The following is a 20,325-nucleotide window of genomic DNA, read 5'->3' as shown; positions in this document are numbered from 1 at the left end:
ATGGTATAATCAAGTGAGTAAATCTTTATGGAGGAAGTATGAAATTAAATATTCAAGAAATTCGTAAGTTGCCTGAAGGATTGCACTTTGAGCAAACTCTAGACTTGTCAGCTGACTTACGTGACCGTAATCAAGAAATTTTAGATGTAAAAGATATCCAAGCAGTAGGGAAAGTTCAGTACGAAGACCGTATGTTTTTCCTTGATTATCAGTTATCTTATACAATCGTTCTAGCTTCTAGCCGCAGTATGGAGCCGGTAGAATTGAAAGAGTCTTACCCAGTGACAGAAGTCTTTATGGAAGGTGCTACCAATCAATTGGACCAAGAAGTTCTAGATGATGACTTGGTTTTACCTATCGAAAATGGAGAAATCGACCTTTCTGAGAGCGTATCTGATAATATCTTACTAAATATTCCAATCAAAGTCTTAACGGCTGAAGAAGAAGCTGGTCAGGGTTTTGTCTCTGGAAATGACTGGCAAATCATGTCTGAGGAAGAATATCAAGCTCAACAAGCAGTTAAGAAAGAAGAAAATAGTCCTTTTGCAGAGTTGCAAGGGCTGTTTGATGGAGATGAGTAGATGGTTTTATCCAAGAAACGTGCCCGTCATGTCATTGAGGAAATCATAGCTCTTTTTCCCGATGCGAAACCAAGTCTAGATTTTCGCAATCATTTTGAGCTTTTGGTTGCCGTTATGCTATCTGCTCAAACGACAGATGCTGCGGTAAATAAAGCAACTCCAGCTCTTTTTGAAGCGTTCCCTACGCCTCAAGCCATGGCAGATGCCAGTGAGAGTGAAATTGCAAAACATATTTCTCGCCTAGGTCTTTATCGAAACAAAGCAAAATTCCTCAAAAAATGTGCCCAACAACTTCTGGATGATTTTGGTGGTCAAGTTCCTCAGATCAGGGAAGAATTAGAGAGTTTGGCAGGAGTTGGCCGAAAAACAGCCAATGTAGTCATGAGTGTGGGATTTGGAATTCCAGCTTTTGCAGTTGATACTCACGTAGAACGTATCTGCAAACACCATGATATTGTTAAAAAATCAGCTACGCCACTTGAAGTTGAAAAACGTGTCATGGATGTCTTGCCACCAGAAGAATGGTTAGCAGCCCATCAGGCCATGATTTACTTTGGACGTGCCATTTGTCATCCGAAAAATCCAGAATGCGAACACTATCCACAATTGTATGATTTTAGTTCATTATAAGGTCAAACATTGAATGTTTTTACTTGCTTTGAACTGGGCTTTGTGATATAGTAAGGACAATAAAATATTCCTTTAAACCTGTCCCGTGAGGCAGGCAAGGAGCTCGATAAAGTAGAAGAGTAAGTCTATGCTGTTTCCAGTATGGCTCGCTTAATGATACATTCTCAAGTCTCCTTGTCTAAGGAGACTTTTCTTTTTGGAGGTTTGTCATGAAGACAAAAGAAGTAGTTGACGAATTAACTGTTAAGCGTGCTATTACTCGTATTACCTACGAGATTATTGAACGCAATAAAGATTTAAATAAAATCGTTTTAGCAGGGATTAAAACTAGAGGTGTGTTTATTGCTCGCCGTATTCAAGAACGCTTGGAACAATTAGAAAATCTATCAGTTCCTGTTGTAGAATTAGATACTAAGCCCTACCGAGATGATGTTAAAAGCGGTGAAGATACTTCCTTGATTTCTGTAGATGTGACAGATCGAGAAGTTGTTTTGGTTGATGATGTTCTCTACACTGGTCGTACCATTCGTGCTGCTATTGATAATATTGTCAGTAAGGGTCGCCCTGCTCGTGTAAGCTTAGCTGTGCTGGTTGACCGTGGTCACCGTGAGTTACCAATCCGTCCAGATTATGTCGGGAAAAATATTCCAACCAGTCGTTCTGAAGAAATCATCGTTGAGATGACAGAACTTGATGGTCAAGACAGAGTCCTGATTACCGAAGAAGCTTAAACAGCTGAAGGAGTAGCTATGTCGGAAAATCAACAAGCCTTGCAACATGTAGTATCGATGGAAGATTTGACGGTCGATCAAGTCATGAAACTCATTAAGAGAGGCATCGAGTTTAAAAATGGTGCCAGTAAGTCCTATACAGATAAACCTATAGTTGCCAATCTCTTTTTCGAGAGTTCAACCAGGACTCACAAATCTTTTGAAGTAGCAGAGATTAAACTTGGTCTAAATCTCTTGGATTTTGATGTGAAAACAAGCTCAGTCAATAAGGGTGAGACACTCTATGATACGATTTTGACTCTGTCTGCTCTTGGTGTAGATGCTTGTGTCATCCGTCATCCAGAGGTAGACTACTATAGAGAATTAATAGCGAGTCCAACGATCAAAACATCCATTATTAATGGAGGAGATGGTTCGGGTCAACATCCTAGTCAAAGTTTACTTGACTTAATGACGATTTATGAAGAATTTGGTAATTTTCAAGGGCTTAAGATTGCCATTGCCGGGGATTTAGATCATTCGCGCGTAGCTAAGTCTAATATGCAAATTTTAAAACGTTTAGGTGCAGAACTATATTTTGCAGGCCCTGAAGAATGGCGAAGCCAAGAATTTGCTGATTATGGTAAGTTTGTAACCATTGACGAAATTATTGATCAAGTAGATGTGATGATGCTGTTACGTGTCCAGCACGAGCGCCATGAAAGTGGAGTAGTTTTTTCAAAAGAGAGCTATCATTCTCAGCATGGTTTAAATCAAGCCCGTTATGAACGATTGAAAGAAAAAGCTATTATTATGCACCCTGCTCCTGTTAATCGTGATGTAGAAATTGCTGACCATTTGGTTGAAGCACCAAAATCACGTATTGTTCAGCAGATGACCAACGGTGTATTTGTAAGAATGGCTATTTTAGAATCCGTTTTGGCAAGTAGAAATATTAACTAACACAAGACGTTAAAAGACGCCTGAGAGCGTTCACGAGAGGTGAATTATGACAAAAAGACTTCTAGTATTAGAAGATGGGACAATCTTTGAAGGTAAAGGCTTTGGAGCAGATATCGATGTGACTGGTGAAATTGTCTTCAATACAGGGATGACAGGTTACCAAGAATCTATCACTGACCAGTCCTACAATGGACAGATTTTAACTTTCACTTATCCTTTGGTAGGAAATTATGGAATCAACCGTGATGATTATGAATCCATTAGTCCAACCTGTAAAGGAGTAGTGGTATTTGAAGAAGCTCGTAGAGCTAGTAACTGGCGCAACCAGATGACCCTTGACGAATTTTTGAAATCTAAAAAGATTCCTGGTATTTCTGGTATTGATACACGTGCCCTTACAAAAATTATTCGAAAGCACGGAACTATGAGAGCAACTATTACTCATGTCGGTGATAGTATTGATCATATTTCAGATCAACTTCAGGCAACGGTCTTACCAATTGATAATATTAAGCAAGTTTCGACTAAGACTGCTTATCCTGCACCAGGTGTTGGCTTAAGTGTTGTTCTTGTTGACTTTGGTCTTAAGCATTCTATCTTAAGAGAGCTATCTAAGAGAGATTGTAACGTAACGGTTGTACCTTACACAACAACAGCAGATGAAATTCTACATTTGAATCCAGATGGTGTCATGTTGTCAAATGGTCCAGGTAATCCTGAAGATGTTCCACAGGCACTTGACATGATACGTGGAATTCAAGGTAAAATTCCTATTTTTGGAATTTGTATGGGCCACCAACTATTTGCTATGGCTAATGGTGCTAAGACTTATAAGATGAAGTTTGGTCACCGCGGTTTCAACCATGCTGTTCGCGAAATTGCAACAGGGCGCGTGGACTTCACTAGTCAAAACCATGGTTATGCCGTTAGTCGCGAAGATTTGCCAGACCATTTGATTATTACCCACGAAGAAATCAATGACAAGTCTGTTGAAGGGGTTCGCCATCGTTATCAACCAGGATTTTCAGTCCAATACCATCCAGACGCTGCTCCTGGGCCACACGACGCAAGCTACCTATTTGACGAGTTTATCGAAATGATGGAAGCTTTTAAACAATCAAACTAAAGACGAGTGAGAAATCGTCGGAGAATTTATGGAATTGAACACGGACGGAAAGCTTGGAATTTAGAGAAACCAACTCGGATTGTCAATCCTTCCTTGGTTTCCTAAAATTCAATCGCTTTCTATTCGTCCTTTGTATCTTATTTAATGGCAATCAGAGAGTTGCCGAATAGAAAGGAGAAGATACATTGTTCGCGGAAGTGAACACGCCCTAAGAACTGTGTGAAAAAGATAAACATAGTTTTGATGCTGAATGCGTCTGCACCGAGTTTCCTATTTTCACTTTTTTCTTGACGGGCTTTGTATCATAAACTATGCCTAAACGTACTGATATTCAAAAAATTATGGTGATTGGTTCTGGTCCGATTATTATTGGTCAGGCTGCTGAGTTTGACTATGCTGGAACCCAGGCCTGCTTGTCTTTGAAAGAAGAAGGTTATGAGGTTGTCTTGGTAAACTCTAACCCTGCAACCATCATGACTGATAAGGAAATTGCAGACAAGGTTTACATCGAGCCAATCACACTTGAGTTTGTGACTCGTATTCTCCGTAAGGAACGTCCAGATGCTTTGCTTCCAACTCTAGGGGGGCAAACAGGGCTTAATATGGCCATGGAATTGTCTAAAAACGGAATCTTAGATGAGCTTGGAGTAGAACTTCTCGGTACTAAATTGTCTGCCATTGACCAAGCTGAGGACCGTGATCTCTTTAAACAATTGATGGAAGAGCTGAATCAACCAATCCCAGAATCTGAAATTGTAAATACGGTTGAAGAAGCTGTTGCTTTTGCAGCAACTATTGGCTACCCAGTCATTGTCCGTCCAGCCTTCACTCTTGGTGGAACCGGTGGTGGTATGTGTGCCAACGAGGAAGAACTGCGTGAAATCGCTGAAAATGGTTTGAAGTTGTCACCTGTTACCCAGTGTTTGATTGAGCGTTCCATTGCCGGTTTCAAGGAAATTGAGTACGAGGTTATGCGTGACTCAGCTGACAATGCCCTTGTTGTTTGTAACATGGAAAACTTTGACCCAGTTGGGATTCACACAGGAGACTCCATCGTATTTGCCCCAGCACAAACCATGTCAGACTATGAAAACCAAATGCTTCGTGACGCGAGCTTGAGCATTATCCGCGCTCTCAAGATTGAAGGTGGATGTAACGTTCAGTTGGCACTTGATCCTCATAGCTTTAAGTATTATGTCATCGAAGTAAACCCTCGTGTATCTCGTTCATCAGCCCTTGCTTCTAAGGCGACTGGTTATCCAATCGCTAAATTGGCTGCAAAGATTGCAGTAGGATTGACCTTGGATGAGGTTATTAACCCAGTTACAGGATCAACCTATGCTATGTTTGAACCAGCGCTTGACTATGTTGTTGCTAAGATTCCTCGTTTCCCATTTGATAAATTTGAAAAGGGTGAACGTCGTCTCGGTACTCAGATGAAGGCGACTGGAGAAGTTATGGCCATCGGTCGGAACATCGAAGAGTCACTTCTTAAAGCTTGTCGTTCACTTGAAATTGGGGTGCATCACAATGAAATGCCTGAACTTGCAGATGTTTCAGATGATGCCTTGATTGAAAAAGTTGTCAAAGCACAAGATGACCGTCTTTTCTATGTATCAGAAGCCATTCGTCGTGGTTATACACCAGAAGAGATTGCAGATTTGACTAAGATTGATATTTTCTATCTTGATAAACTCTTGCATATCTTTGAGATTGAGCAAGAATTAGGTTCTCATCCACAAGATGTAGACGTCTTAAAAACAGCAAAACTCAATGGTTTCTCAGATCGTAAGATTGCTGAACTCTGGAATACTACAGCTGACCAAGTTCGTCAACTACGTTTGGAAAACAAGATTGTCCCAGTTTACAAGATGGTTGATACTTGTGCAGCAGAGTTTGAATCAGAAACTCCGTACTTCTATTCAACCTATGGTTGGGAAAATGAATCTATTAAGTCTGATAAGGAGTCTGTTCTAGTCTTGGGTTCTGGTCCAATCCGTATCGGTCAAGGTGTGGAGTTTGACTACGCAACTGTTCACTCTGTTAAGGCAATCCAAGCTGCTGGCTATGAAGCTATCATCATGAACTCAAACCCAGAGACAGTTTCAACAGACTTCTCTGTATCAGACAAACTTTACTTTGAACCATTGACATTCGAAGATGTTATGAATGTTATCGACTTAGAGCAACCAAAAGGTGTTATCGTTCAATTTGGTGGTCAAACAGCTATCAACCTTGCTGAGCCATTGGCAAAAGCTGGTGTAACTATCCTTGGTACTCAAGTTGCGGACTTGGACCGTGCCGAAGACCGTGACCTCTTTGAGCAAGCCCTCAAAGACTTGGATATTCCACAGCCACCAGGCCAGACTGCAACCAATGAAGAAGAAGCAGTACTTGCTGCACGTAAAATTGGTTTCCCAGTTCTCGTTCGCCCTTCTTATGTCTTGGGTGGACGCGCTATGGAAATCGTTGAAAATGAAGATGATCTTCGTTCTTACATGCGTACTGCGGTTAAGGCAAGTCCAGACCATCCAGTTCTTGTTGACTCTTATATCGTTGGACAAGAATGTGAAGTTGATGCCATCTCAGACGGACAAAATGTTCTCATTCCAGGTATCATGGAACATATCGAACGTGCTGGTGTCCACTCAGGTGACTCCATGGCTGTTTACCCTCCACAAACCTTGTCTCAAAAGGTGCAAGAAACGATTGCTGATTACACTAAGCGTCTTGCAATCGGGCTCAACTGTCTTGGGATGATGAACATCCAGTTTGTTATCAAGGATGAGAAAGTCTTCGTTATTGAAGTAAATCCGCGTGCTAGCCGTACCGTACCATTCCTTTCTAAAGTAACCAACATCCCTATGGCTCAGGTTGCGACTAAGTTGATTCTTGGTCAAAGTCTTGAAGAACTTGGTTACCAAGATGGACTTTACCCAGAAAGCACTCGCGTTCATATCAAGGCGCCAGTCTTCTCCTTTACTAAGCTAGCGAAAGTAGATAGCTTGTTAGGACCTGAAATGAAGTCAACAGGGGAAGTCATGGGTTCTGATACCACTCTTGAAAAAGCACTTTATAAAGCTTTTGAAGCTTCATACCTTCACTTGCCAACCTTTGGTAATGTTGTCTTTACCATAGCAGACGATGCAAAAGAAGAAGCTTTGAATTTAGCGCGTCGTTTCCAAAACATTGGTTACGGAATCCTTGCAACTGCTGGAACAGCAGAGTTCTTTGCAAGTCATGGATTGCAAGCCCAACTCGTTGGTAAGATTGGTGATGATGAACATGATATCCCAAGCTACGTCCGCAAAGGAAAAATTCAAGCTATCATCAACACAGTTGGTACCAAACGGACAGCCGATGAAGATGGAGAGCAAATCAGACGTTCAGCTATCGAACATGGGGTGCCTCTCTTTACAGCTTTGGATACAGCAGATGCCATGCTAAAAGTATTAGAAAGCAGAAGTTTTGTCACAGAAGCGATTTAATAAAAGAAGATTCTCATTTGAGAATCTTTTTTTTACAATAATATAAATTTAGTTATGAAAATCACATTCACAAGTAAAATAAAGGAGCTGCAAATATAAAATAGAAATTTAAATATAATAGAAATTGTTAGTTTTCTATTTTAAAAATCCTTTTAAATCAGTTTTCTCTTGAACCAACATTTAAAAATACAGTATAATTTTTGATTATTTATTTTAAAAAACAAATAAAAAAAGTAAACGTTTTCAGGAGCGCATAATTCTTTGAACTATTTAAATTCTTATGATAAGATGAAGATACTAAAGAAGTTAGAAGAATTATGTATTTAAAAACCAAAAATATTAAAACATCAAATTGTTTCTGACTAATAGTAAAAATATTAAAAAGGAGAACTTATCAATATGATAAGAAAAGAACAACAACGCTTCTCTTTGCGTAAATATAAGGTTGGTGTTGCATCAGTCTTTTTAGGAACAACTCTTAGCTTTATGATGGCTAATAGTGGTACTGTATTAGCTTCCGAGCTTCCTGCACAACCAAGTTCTGAGGAAAAAACTGAGATGGTAAGTCATGATGATCCTTTTGGAGAGTCATCTAAAAAGGAAGAGGTTTCTACAGAAGTAGTTCCTGAAATAAAAGAAGATGTCGCTAAACCTGAAGCGACTGATGCAAATAGTATTGTAGAACTTCAACCTGCTTCTGAAGTTAAAGAGGAAGCAAAACCAGAAACTACTGAAGCAAAATCTGAAGCTGAAGCTACAGAAGCTTTCAAACCTTCTGAAACAAAGGAAGAAGTAAAACCAGCTGTTTCTGAAGAAAATAAACCAAAAGTACGTAGTCGTCGTGCAGCTGATGACCATAATGTTACACCGATTGCGACAGAAACCTATCTAAAAGACGGTGAAAAAGCTACACCAGAAATGTCAAACCCAAATGGTGCAACTGTTAATTCCCAAGCAGTGTCAGCTGGTTATGAAAGGAAAGAAGGTGATGTTTATACTTATAGTATTGTAGAACTAACTGAGTTTAATAAACGTTACAATACAAACTACTACTCTCGTTCATACAAGAGATTTGATGATTCTACTGAAACAACTGTCGAATTAATTGATAAGAATACTGGAAATGTAGTTGAAACAAGAACTATTTCTGCATCAAGTGGTATTCAAAGCTTTACAACTACTAAGACAGCTTCTAATGGAGAACTGACTTATCAGGTTGATTATAATAAAGGGGTAGCTGCTAGTAAGGCTGAAGCACCTCAACCCTTCCTTCAATATGGTTTTGAAGTTGGAGATAATATCAAAAATCTTGTGGCAAGTGGGCATCAACTGACTACAGAGGAACAAAAACTGTTCGATGCAGTTTATAAGGCTCGTACTTCAACAGATATTATTAACGTTGTAGAACCAGCTTATAATGGCCGTAGGATTACAGATACAAATAGTAAAATCCCTAGATTTGTTGAAAAAACAACTTACTATAAAGTCGTTGATAGAAGTAACCCAACATTCAATGCTAACAAAACAGATAAAACTGTCCAAGATTATAAAGATAATGGAAACGAAGTAGATTTAGCTAAATACACAACTAAAGCTATGGAAGGACAACATTTTACTGCTTCAGGTGAGCGCGAATTTGACGGTTATAAACTCTATCAAGCAGCAGATCCAGATACTACAACTGGCTTTGTAAGTCGTCCTTATAAAGTTGGGACAAAGTTTATGGATGCTGAACGCGCAGGAATTAAACGTATTAAAGAAATTGTTGGAGAAGATGGTTCAGTAGTTGTTCGTGTTTACTTATTAGATCCAAAACAACAGGACAAACGTTCTGATGGTACTTTGGAAACAGATGGTTACATGCTACTCGCAGAAACTAAACCAATCAAACCAGGTGATTATAACAAACAAGAACTAGCTGTTAAAAAGACACCTCTTACGACTATTCCACATAAAGTAACCGATCCAAGAACACAACAAGTTACAGACTACCCAAATGGTAAGGAAATTCCATTTGACTTCCAAAATGCAGCTGGCTATATACCTAAGAAAACGGTATTTGTACCATTCTTAGGGGACAATATTGGACACCTTTCTCCAAATGCACAGTTGGAAAGAGGAAATTATGGTATTGGTACAAATGTTGACTTATTAAACTCTTTAACGCCTTATAAACAACCGATCTATTACTATGTAAAACGCGAACCAGCTAAAGTTACGCCTGAATTTGAAAAGGAACTTGATGGACGTGTATTAACAGATGGGGAATTTAGCTTCAAGTTAACAGAGGAAAAGAGTACTCCTGATAAACATGAAGAAACAGTCACAAACAAAAATGGTAAGGCAACATTTAGTGAATTATCATTTAGTAATCCTGGTACCTATAAATACAAGATTACAGAGTTAAAAGGTTCTGATACGAACGTTGATTACGATGCAATGACAGTTACAATGACAGTTACTGTAACTGAAAAAAATGCAGTGGGTGATCTCGAAGCAACAGTTAAGTATAGTTCTGAAGGTGGATTTAGTGCAGACGCTAATGACAAAATCTTTAATAACTATGTAGTTTCACCAGTAGTTACTAAGTTTGATTTCACGAAGAAACTCGCGGGCCGCCAACTTAAGGAAGGTGAATTTAGCTTTGTCCTGAAGAATGCAGCAGGTGAAGAAGTTGAAACTGTTAAAAATAAAGAAGACGGTACTGTTACCTTCTCTGAACTGTCATTTGATAATACAAAAGTTGGTAGACATACTTATACAGTAGAAGAGGTTATTCCAGCTACTAAAGAGCTAGGGATGACTTATGACACTATGAAAGCAACGCTTACTGTGGAAGTTGCTAAAAATGGACATGCCTTAACAACTGTAACAAATGTAAGCTCAGCAGGTGGAGTAAATGAGAATGGAGAATCTACAGATGGAACTGAAGATAAAGAGTTCAACAACAAGATTACTCCTCCAGAGACTCCTGAGTTCCAACCAGAAAAATTTGTTCTTAACAAAGAAAAATTTGACATCACTGGTACAAAACTCGTTGACGATGATGATGAGTTGACAGACGAGTACGCAGATACAAATTCAAACCCTTATGCTGACAAAACTACTAACAACGAAGCAGAAAACATCAATACGAAGGTTGTTGAACGCGGTGAAAAATTAGTTTACCAAGTATGGTTAGATACTAAGAACTTCACTGATAGAAACAATATCCAATCGGTTGGAATCTCTGATACTTATGATGCTGATAAATTAACGGTTAACTCTAGTGAAATCAAGGCTTACGATAGTGAAACTGGTAATGAAGTCACTGATAAGTTTGATATTAAGGTTGAAAATGGTGTTATTACAGCAACATCTAAGACTTCTGTAAACAAATCATTAGGTGATGTAGATAATACACAAGTTATCGATACAACTAAATTTGCATTTGGTCGCTACTATAAATTTGATATTCCAGCAACAGTTAAAGATTCAGTTCCAGGTGGAGTAGACATCGAAAACAAAGCCAACCAAATCGTCCACGTTTATAATCCAGTAAGTAAAACAGTTGAAAAACCAGAAAAACCTACTCAAAAACGTGTGAACAGTGTTCCTATCGAAGTAGAATTTAACTTCACTAAGAAACTAGAAGGTCGTGAACTGAAAGCCAACGAATTTAACTTTGTTCTGAAAGATTCAAAAGGAAAAGAAGTTGAAACTGTCAAGAACGATGCGGATGGTAAAGTAAAATTCAAAGCTCTTAAATTTGAAAAGAGTCAAGTTGGTGAACATAAATACACTGTTGAAGAAGTAGCTGGAACTGACGCAACTATTACTTATGATACGATGAAGGCTGAAGTTAAAGTTACTGTTTCACATGATGGTACTGCAAAAGCTTTAATCGCAAATGTAACTGAACCAGCTGATAAAGAATTCAATAATACAGTTACACCACCAACTGAACCTAAGTTCCAACCAGAGAAGTACGTCTTGAATACAGAGAAATACTCTATTACAGACAACAAATTGTTGGATGACGATAAAGAGTTGGAAGACAAGTACAAAGATACTAATACTAACCCATATGCTGATCAAACGAATAACAACGAATCTGAAAATATCAATACTAAGACTGTTAAACGTGGAGATAAATTAGTTTATCAAGTTTGGTTAGATACTACTAAATTCACAATTGATAACAAGGAAAAGGTACAATCAGTTGGAATTACGGATGATTTCGATGAAACTAAGGTTGATGTCGATGGTACTAAGATCAAAGCCTACGATTCAGTATCAGGTGATGATGTAACAAATAAATTTGATATTACAGTTGAAAATGGAGTAATGACAGCGACACTTAAAGCTGGCAATACTAAGTCACTTGGTGATGCAGAAAATACTCAAATTATCGATACAACTAAATTTGAATTTGGACGTTACTACAAGTTCGATATCCCAGCAGTTGTTAAAAATGATGTTGATGGTGGAGTAGATATTGAAAATACTGCGACACAAGTAGTTAACTACTACAATCCAGTTACTAAGAAAGTTGAAAAACCAGAAAAACCAACTGAAAAACGTGTGAACAGTGTACCAATTTCAGTAGAATTTAACTTCACTAAGAAACTTGAAGGTCGTGAACTGAAAGCTAACGAATTTAGCTTTGTTCTGAAAGATTCAAAAGGTAATGAAGTTGAAACAGTTAAGAATGATGCAACAGGAAATGTTAAATTCTCAGCCTTAGAATACAAGAAGGGTGAAGAAGGTGTATACAACTACACTGTTGAGGAAGTTGTAGGAACAGATGCGACTGTAACATATGATACTATGAAAGCAGAAGTGACTGTAACAGTATCACATGATGGTACTGCTAAAGCTCTCATTGCAACTGTGACTAATCCAGCTGATAAAGAGTTCAACAACACTGTAACACCACCAGAAGAACCTAAGTTCCAACCAGAAAAATATGTTGTAAATACTGAGAAATACGATATTACTGGTGACAAACTACTTGATGATGATAAAGAGTTAACAAACAAGTATACAGAAACAAATACTGATCCATATGTTGATAAAGATAGCAACAATGAAGCAGAAAACTTAAATACTAAGACTGTTAAACGTGGTTCTAAATTGGTTTACCAAGTATGGTTAGATACAACTCAATTTGATGCTAATAACAGAGATAATATTCAATCAGTAGGAATTTCTGATAACTACGATGAAGCTAAATTAACTCTGAATGAAGCTGATATTAAGGCCTACGATTCTGTAACAGGAGCTGAAGTAACAGATAAATTTGATATTGCGGTTAATAATGGAGTTATTACAGCAACTCTCAAAGCTGGTAACACTAAGTCATTGGGGGATGCAGAAAATACTCAAATTATTGACACAACTAAATTCGAATTTGGGCGTTACTACAAATTTGACATTCCAACAACAGTTAAGGATGATGTAGCTGCAGGTGCAGATATCGAAAATACTGCAGCCCAAGTAGTGAACTACTATAATCCTACTACTAAGAAAGTTGAGAAACCAGAAAAACCAACTCAAAAACGTGTCAATAGTGTTCCAGTTCCAGTGGAAATGAACTTCACTAAACGTTTGGAAGGTCGTGAACTTCAAGCAAATGAATTCGAATTCGTCTTGAAGAAAAACGGCGTTGAAGTTGAGCGCGTGAAGAATGATGCTACTGGTAAGATTGTCTTCAAGGCTCTTGAGTTCGGTCGAGATGATCTTGGTAAGACATACAACTACACAGTTGAAGAAACTCCTGGTACAGATGCATCTGTCAAATACGACACAATGGTTGCTACTGTGAAAGTTGTTGTATCTCATGATGGTACAGCTAAAGCAATCGTAGCGAATATAACAGATGCTGTTGATAAAGAATTCAACAATACCGTAACTCCACCAACTGAACCTAAGTTCCAACCAGAGAAATATGTTGTTTCTGAAGAGAAATACGATATCACAGGCGACAAGCTCGTTGATGATGATAAAGAGTTGGCAGACAAGTACGCAGATACCAATGCGAACCCATATGCGGATGATGCATCAAACAACGAAGCTCAAAACTTGAACACCAAGACTGTGAAACGTGGCGACAAGTTGATTTACCAAGTATGGTTGGATACAACTAAATTTGACGCAAACAACAAGGACAACATCCAATCAGTAGGAATCTCAGATGACTACGATGAAACTAAGTTGAATCTTGACGCTACTAAGATTAAAGCTTACGATTCAGTAACAGGCGCAGAAGTAACAGATAAATTCGATATTACTGTGAACAACGGTGTGATTACTGCAACCCTTAAAGATGGCTTCACGAAGTCACTTGGCGATGCAGAAAACACACAAGTGATTGACACAACTAAATTCGAATTTGGACGTTACTACAAGTTCGACATCCCAACAACAGTGAAAGCTAATGTACCTGGTGGTGTAGATATCGAAAATACTGCGGCTCAAGTAGTCAACTACTACAACCCAACTACTAAGAAAGTTGTGAAACCAGAAAAACCAACTGAAAAACGTGTCAACAACGTTCCAGTTGAAGTAGAATTCAACTTCACGAAACGTTTGGAAGGCCGTGAGCTTAAAGCTAACGAATTCAGCTTCGTTCTTAAAGATTCAGAAGGTAAGACTCTTGAAACTGTAAGCAACGATGCATCAGGTAATGTTAAGTTCTCTAAACTTGAGTTCAAGAAAGACCAAGAAGGTGTACACAACTACACAGTAGAAGAGGTTAAAGGAAGCGACGCAACCGTTACATACGACACAATGAAAGCGAATGTAACAGTCACAGTGAAACACGATGGAACAGCTAAAATTCTGATCGCGACTGTAGGCGACATTGCGGATAAAGAATTTAACAATCGTGTAACTCCTCCAGAAACTCCTGAGTTCAATCCAGAGAAATATATTCTTAATGAAGAGAAATTCGATATCACTGGTAATAAACTCCTTGATGATGATAAAGAGTTGACTGATAAAGTAGTTGATACCAACAAAGATCCATATGTGGACAATGTTGATAATAATGAAAAGCAAAATATCAATACTCAAACACTCCATAAAGGTGATAAGGTTGTTTACCAAGTATGGTTGGATACAACTAAATTCACAGAAGGTCACAATATTCAATCTGTAGGAATTACAGATAAATATGACAGCGAAAACTTGGATGTTAATGTAGCCGATATTAAAGCATACGATTCAGTAACAGGTGAAGACGTAACAACTAAATTTGATATTGCAATCGTAAATGGTGTTATTACTGCGACATCTAAAGCTGATTTAACGAAATCACTTGGTGATGAAGAAGCTACTCAAGTGATTGACACTGCTAAGCTAGCATTTGGACGTTATTACAAGTTTGATATTCCTGCTCGTATCAAGGAAACGGCTAAAGAAGGTGTAGATATTGAAAATACAGCTTCACAAATCGTTCATCAATACGATCCAACTAAGAAATCAGTTGAAAAACCAGAAAAACCAACTGAAAAACGTGTTGTTAATATTCCAGTTAAAGTTGAGTTCAGTTTCACTAAGAAATTAGAAGGCCGTGAATTGAAGGCTGGTGAATTTACTTTTGTACTGAAAGATAAGGATGGAAAAGTGATTGAAACTGTAAGCAATGATGCTGAAGGTAAAATCAAGTTCTCCTCCCTTGAATTCAAACGTGGTGAAGAAGGTACACACCTCTATCACGTAGAAGAAGTAAAAGGTACTGAGACTGGTATGGAATACGATGGTATGGTTGCTACTGTAAATGTTACGGTAACCAAGGATGGAAAAGTGTTGACCCTAACAACACAAATGCCAGAAGATACCGAGTTCAATAACAAGGTAACACCACCGACCCCACCAGTAACACCACCGACCCCGCCGGTAACACCACCGACCCCACCAGTAACACCACCGACCCCGCCGGTAACACCACCGACCCCACCAGTAACACCACCGACCCCGCCGGTAACACCACCGACCCCGCCGGTAACACCACCGACCCCGCCGGTAACACCACCGACCCCACCGGTGACACCACCAACTCCACCGGTGACACCACCAACTCCACCGGTGACACCACCGACCCCGCCGGTAACACCACCAACACCAGAAACACCAGAAACACCTAAGGAAGGTGAATTACCAAATACAGGTGAAGAATCAACTACAGTTGTAGCGGCTATTAGTGCAGTACTTGGATTATTTGGTCTTGGATTGGTTACCAAGCGTAAAGAAGATGAAGTTTAAATAAATATCTTCTAAGATTGGATAAGTTTCTAATTCTTATTCATGAAAATGGAGAGGGCTTAATTGCTCTCTCTTTTTTTCATCTTCATTATGAATAAAAGTAAATAAGAATTGTTTTGTGAAAAAAATAAACCGTTTTCACTTGACAAAAATTGGTCTATACCATATAATGAAAGAAAAACGGAGGAATTGATTATGAAAGTTATTCAAGTGGATAATCCAATCGAAGGTGGGAAAGTTGCCTTTGATATTTTGAAAGAAAAATTAGAAAACGGTGCTAAAACACTGGGTCTTGCGACAGGAAGCAGCCCTCTTGAGTTTTATCAACAAATCGTTGAAAGTGATCTTGATTTTTCAAGCCTAACAAGTGTGAACTTAGATGAATATGTAGGACTTGATGGAGATAATCCTCAGTCTTACCGTTATTTCATGCAAGAAAATCTTTTCAACAAAAAACCATTTAAAGAAAGCTTCTTACCTCGTGGTGATAAAGACCACGCAGAAGAAGAGGTAGAACGTTACAATCAAATTCTTGCAGACCATCCTGTAGATTTGCAGATATTGGGAATTGGTCGTAATGGGCATATTGGATTTAATGAACCTGGTACACCATTTGACAGCCAAACGCACTTGGTTGATTTAGATCAGTCTACAATTGAGGCTAATGCTCGTTTCTTTGATAAAATCGAAGATGTACCTACCCAAGCTATTTCAATGGGAATCAAAAACATCTTGGATGCCAAGTCTATTATTCTTTTTGCCTACGGTAAGTCAAAAGCAGAAGCTATCACTGGAACTGTTGAAGGTCCTGTGACTGAAAGCCTTCCGGCAAGTAGCCTTCAGAATCATAATGATGTTATTATTATTGCAGACGCTGAAGCGCTTAGTTTATTGAAGAAGTAAAAATTATTGACTATAATTATTGACTATATAATAGGAAGCTATTCAAAATTTTTTGAATAGCTTTTTAAATTCAGAATATCATAAATTTGATTTATCAAAGTTTTTCATATATCATATTTTTATAAAAAATGTACGCTATAAAAGGAAAAATTCTAAAAACTTAAAAGATATAAAATTATAGCAAAAATATATTAAATTATCGGCTTTTTGTTTTCGATTTCATTGACTTTTAAATTGAAATATAGTACTATTATCTTGGATTATTTAATAATTCAATATATTTAAAAAAATAGGGAAAGAAGGAAATATTTAATGGTGAAAAAGTTAAAGAAAAAGCCGTTTTTAATATTTTTTGTATCAGTTCTGACCTTCCTGAGTGCATTGTTCTTATCGACCAATGTCGCTTATGCGGATGGGAAAGAATTAACGGGTGTAGTAACTGATATAAATGTCCTCAACATGTCGGATTCCAAATTGGAACCGAATGCAGATGGTACGTATCAGATTATTACCAATCGTTCAAATCAGTTCTTTGTTCAATTTGACCTCAAGCAATATGATGGTAAATTGGCCAATGGCGATTACTTTGATGTAGATATTCCTACACCAGTAACCGTGTATAACGGCACGACTGAATTGTTCGATAAGGAAACAAAAGTAAATATCGGTACAGTAGTTGTTACTGCTAATGGTGATAACCAAGGTGGTAAGGCACGTGTTACTTTGAAGAACCTTGATGAGTTCCAAGCTAAAACAGGCGGGGATACCGTTAAAGGCGTGAAAGGAAATTATGCAATTACTTTCTTGTTCAAGAGTGACCAAACAGCAACGCCGCTTACTTTTGAAAACAAGGGTGTTGGTAAAACAATCACACATACCTTTACATCTAAGACAGTTGACAGCAAGCAAGAAGGTTTCGAAAACTATGCTAAGGTTGGTAACGATGTAGTAAGTAAAGAATGGACTTCAGCAAAGTTAGCAGCTATCGGTTCAGTAGGTAAAGGTGATGTATACTCTCCATGGAGAATCCGTGTCAATACAGGAAAACAGGACTATGGTAAAAACCTAGTGTTGAATGACTTCCTTCCAAACACAGCTGAGTTTGCTCCTATCCAGTATATCCCAGAGTCATTGGTAGTTTATTCTTCTGCTACAATGAACGACGGTACTTCTCAAGTTCCGTCTGATGCTAAGAAGATGGTAGAAGGTACTGACTATACTGTAGCTTGGAATGAGAACTATACTCAGTTCAATCTTATCTTTGCAGATGGATCTAAAGCATACTGGGTTGAGTACCATACAACTACGCCTGGTGATGGACGAAATGTTCAAAACGTTATCCAGTTGACTAAAGCAGATGGAACTCCACTTACTCAACGTAGCAATCGTACAAACTTAGATTTTAAAGCTGAACGTAGATCTCTTGTAAAAGGACAAATCGAAGCTTCTACAGCCTTCAAGATTAAAATTAACAAGACAAATGCTTTCACATTGGTTCCAGTTGCAGGCGCTGTTTATACAGTTAAGTCAGAAGATGGAACTATCTCTACAGAATTGACTACAAATGAAAAAGGTGTGGCAATCTCTGATGAGTTTGATCAAAAATATGTCGGTAAGACATTCATCATCAAAGAAAAAACAGCACCTGCTGGATATACTCTTGATGAAAATGAATATAAGGTAGTTCTTGGAGCTGAAGGTTCTAAGATTAACCTTCAAGACGAACCAATCGCAGCAGATTTCTCAATCACTGCTAAGAAAGTAATTGCTGGAAATCGTCCAGTAGCCTTGAAAGAAGGTGAGTTCAAGTTTGATTTGTACAATGCAAACAACTTGACTACTCCAATTGCTTCAACAACAAACAAAGCAGATGGAAGCATCACATTTGAAGGTTTGAAAGCTAAAGGTCCTGGTACCTACAACTATGTTATCAAAGAAAATACTGAAACAAAAGTTCCTGGTATCACATTTGATGAAAACTCATACGAAGTAACAGTCGTTGTTAAAGCTGAAGGTGGAACACTTAAAGCTGAGGTTACAACTCAAGCACCAACTTTAACAAACACATATGAGCCATCACCAGCTCGTGCTACATTCAAAGCAACTAAAGAATTAGTTGGTAAAGAACTTGCTAACGAACAATTTGAATTTGAATTGAGCGAAGGTGGAAAAGTTATTGCAACATCATCAAACGGTAAGACAGTTAATGGTGTTGAAGCAGCAACAGATGAAGTGGTCTTCTCAGTTCTCTACACTGAAGCTGGAGACCACGAATATACAATTACAGAAAAAGCTGGTACAGCAGAAGGAGTTACATACTCTAAAGAAAGCTACACAGTTCATGTTAAAGTTGTAGATAACGGTGAAGGTAAACTCGTAGCTACTGTTACAGAAGCAGATGAAGCTCGTAAGTTTACAAACACCTATAAAGCAACTCCAGCAGAAGCTATTATCAAAGCAACTAAAGAATTAGTAGGTAAAGAACTTACTAAAGAACAATTTGAGTTTGAATTGAGCGAAGGCGGAAATGTAATCGCTACATCATCAAACGGTAAAGAAGTTGAAGGTGTTGAAGTTGCAACAAACGAAGTAGCCTTCAAACTTTCATACACTGAAGCAGGCGATCACGAATACGTATTGACAGAAAAAGCTGGTTCAGCAGCAGGAGTTGAGTACTCTAAAGAAAGCTACACAATCCACGTCTCAGTAACAGATAACGGCGAAGGCAAACTAGTTGCAACTGTTAAAGAAGCAGATTCAACTCGTAAATTCACAAATACTTATAAAGTATCACCAACAGAAGCAGTTATCAAAGCAACTAAAGAATTAGTTGGTAAAGAACTTGCTAAAGAACAATTTGAGTTTGAATTGAGTGAAGGCGGAAACGTCATCGCAACATCATCAAATGGTAAAGAAATTGAGGGTGTTGAAGTTGCAACAAACGAAGTAGCCTTCAAACTTTCATACACTGAAGCAGGCGAGCACGAATACGTGTTGACAGAAAAAGCTGGATCAGTAGCAGGAGTTGAGTACTCAACTGAAAGCCACACAATCCATGTCTCAGTAGTAGATAATGGCGAAGGCAAACTAGTTGCTACTGTTAAAGAAGAAGATTCAACTCGTAAGTTTACAAACAAATATAAAGCAACACCAGCTGAAGCAGTCATCAAAGCAACTAAAGAATTAGTTGGTAAAGAACTTGCTAAAGAACAATTTGAGTTTGAATTGAGCGAAGGCGGAAACGTCATCGCAACATCATCAAACGGTAAAGAAGTTGAGGGTGTTGAAGTTGCAACAAACGAAGTAGCCTTCAAACTTTCATACACTGAAGCTGGAGACCACGAATATACAATTACAGAAAAAGCTGGTACAGCAGAAGGAGTTACATACTCTAAAGAAAGCTATACAGTTCATGTTAAAGTTGTAGATAACGGTGAAGGTAAACTCGTAGCTACTGTTACAGAAGCAGATGAAGCTCGTAAGTTTACAAATACTTACACTCCAACAACTGAAGCTCCAACAACTGAAGCTCCAACAACTGAGGCTCCAACAACTGAAGCTCCAACAACTGAAGCTCCAACAACTGAAGCTCCAACAACTGAAGCTCCAACAACTGAAGCTCCAACAACTGAGGCTCCAACAACTGAAGCTCCAACAACTGAAGCTCCAACAACTGA

General features: G+C 38.3%; 9 protein-coding genes. All 9 read left to right on the top strand.

Features of this window, described 5'->3' with window-relative positions; all coding sequences use genetic code 11:
- Positions 1-38 precede the first annotated feature (38 nt).
- Positions 39-581 carry a DUF177 domain-containing protein gene (locus tag PAN07_RS04990; RefSeq protein WP_269797334.1) on the top strand — a complete coding sequence of 181 codons (543 nt, stop codon included), beginning with the start codon at positions 39-41 and terminating at the stop codon, positions 579-581.
- Positions 582-1,211 (top strand): endonuclease III, encoded by a 630-nt coding sequence (gene nth / locus PAN07_RS04985; protein ID WP_269797333.1) that lies wholly within the window; start codon positions 582-584, stop codon positions 1,209-1,211. It abuts the gene before it with no gap.
- 209 nt (positions 1,212-1,420) lie between these two features.
- The gene (pyrR, locus tag PAN07_RS04980; RefSeq protein ID WP_142557742.1) at positions 1,421-1,942 is read left to right on the top strand and encodes a bifunctional pyr operon transcriptional regulator/uracil phosphoribosyltransferase PyrR; all 522 of its coding nucleotides are present in this window, start codon (positions 1,421-1,423) and stop codon (positions 1,940-1,942) included.
- An 18-nt stretch (positions 1,943-1,960) separates the two neighbouring features.
- Positions 1,961-2,884: an aspartate carbamoyltransferase catalytic subunit gene (locus PAN07_RS04975; protein ID WP_269797332.1), complete on the top strand. Its 924-nt coding sequence runs from the start codon at positions 1,961-1,963 to the stop codon at positions 2,882-2,884.
- A gap of 46 nt (positions 2,885-2,930) precedes the next feature.
- On the top strand, positions 2,931-4,010 hold the full coding sequence (locus PAN07_RS04970; RefSeq protein ID WP_269797331.1) for a carbamoyl phosphate synthase small subunit: 1,080 nt from the start codon (positions 2,931-2,933) through the stop codon (positions 4,008-4,010).
- A gap of 311 nt (positions 4,011-4,321) precedes the next feature.
- A complete protein-coding gene (gene carB, locus PAN07_RS04965) occupies positions 4,322-7,498 on the top strand; it encodes a carbamoyl-phosphate synthase large subunit (RefSeq protein ID WP_269797330.1) in 3,177 nt (1,058 codons plus the stop codon).
- A gap of 399 nt (positions 7,499-7,897) precedes the next feature.
- Positions 7,898-15,745, top strand: coding sequence for an SspB-related isopeptide-forming adhesin (locus PAN07_RS04960; protein WP_269797329.1), 7,848 nt, complete (start codon positions 7,898-7,900; stop codon positions 15,743-15,745).
- 195 nt (positions 15,746-15,940) lie between these two features.
- Positions 15,941-16,648, top strand: coding sequence for a glucosamine-6-phosphate deaminase (locus PAN07_RS04955; protein WP_269797328.1), 708 nt, complete (start codon positions 15,941-15,943; stop codon positions 16,646-16,648).
- Between the two features lie 312 nt (positions 16,649-16,960).
- The coding region (locus PAN07_RS04950) for an FctA domain-containing protein (protein ID WP_269797327.1) at positions 16,961-20,325 on the top strand (3,365 nt) is incomplete at its 3' end.

This window comes from Streptococcus sp. SM5 (assembly GCF_027497975.1).
The sequence above is the reverse complement of the archived record's forward strand: the minus strand, read 5'-3'. Positions and strand labels throughout refer to the sequence as shown.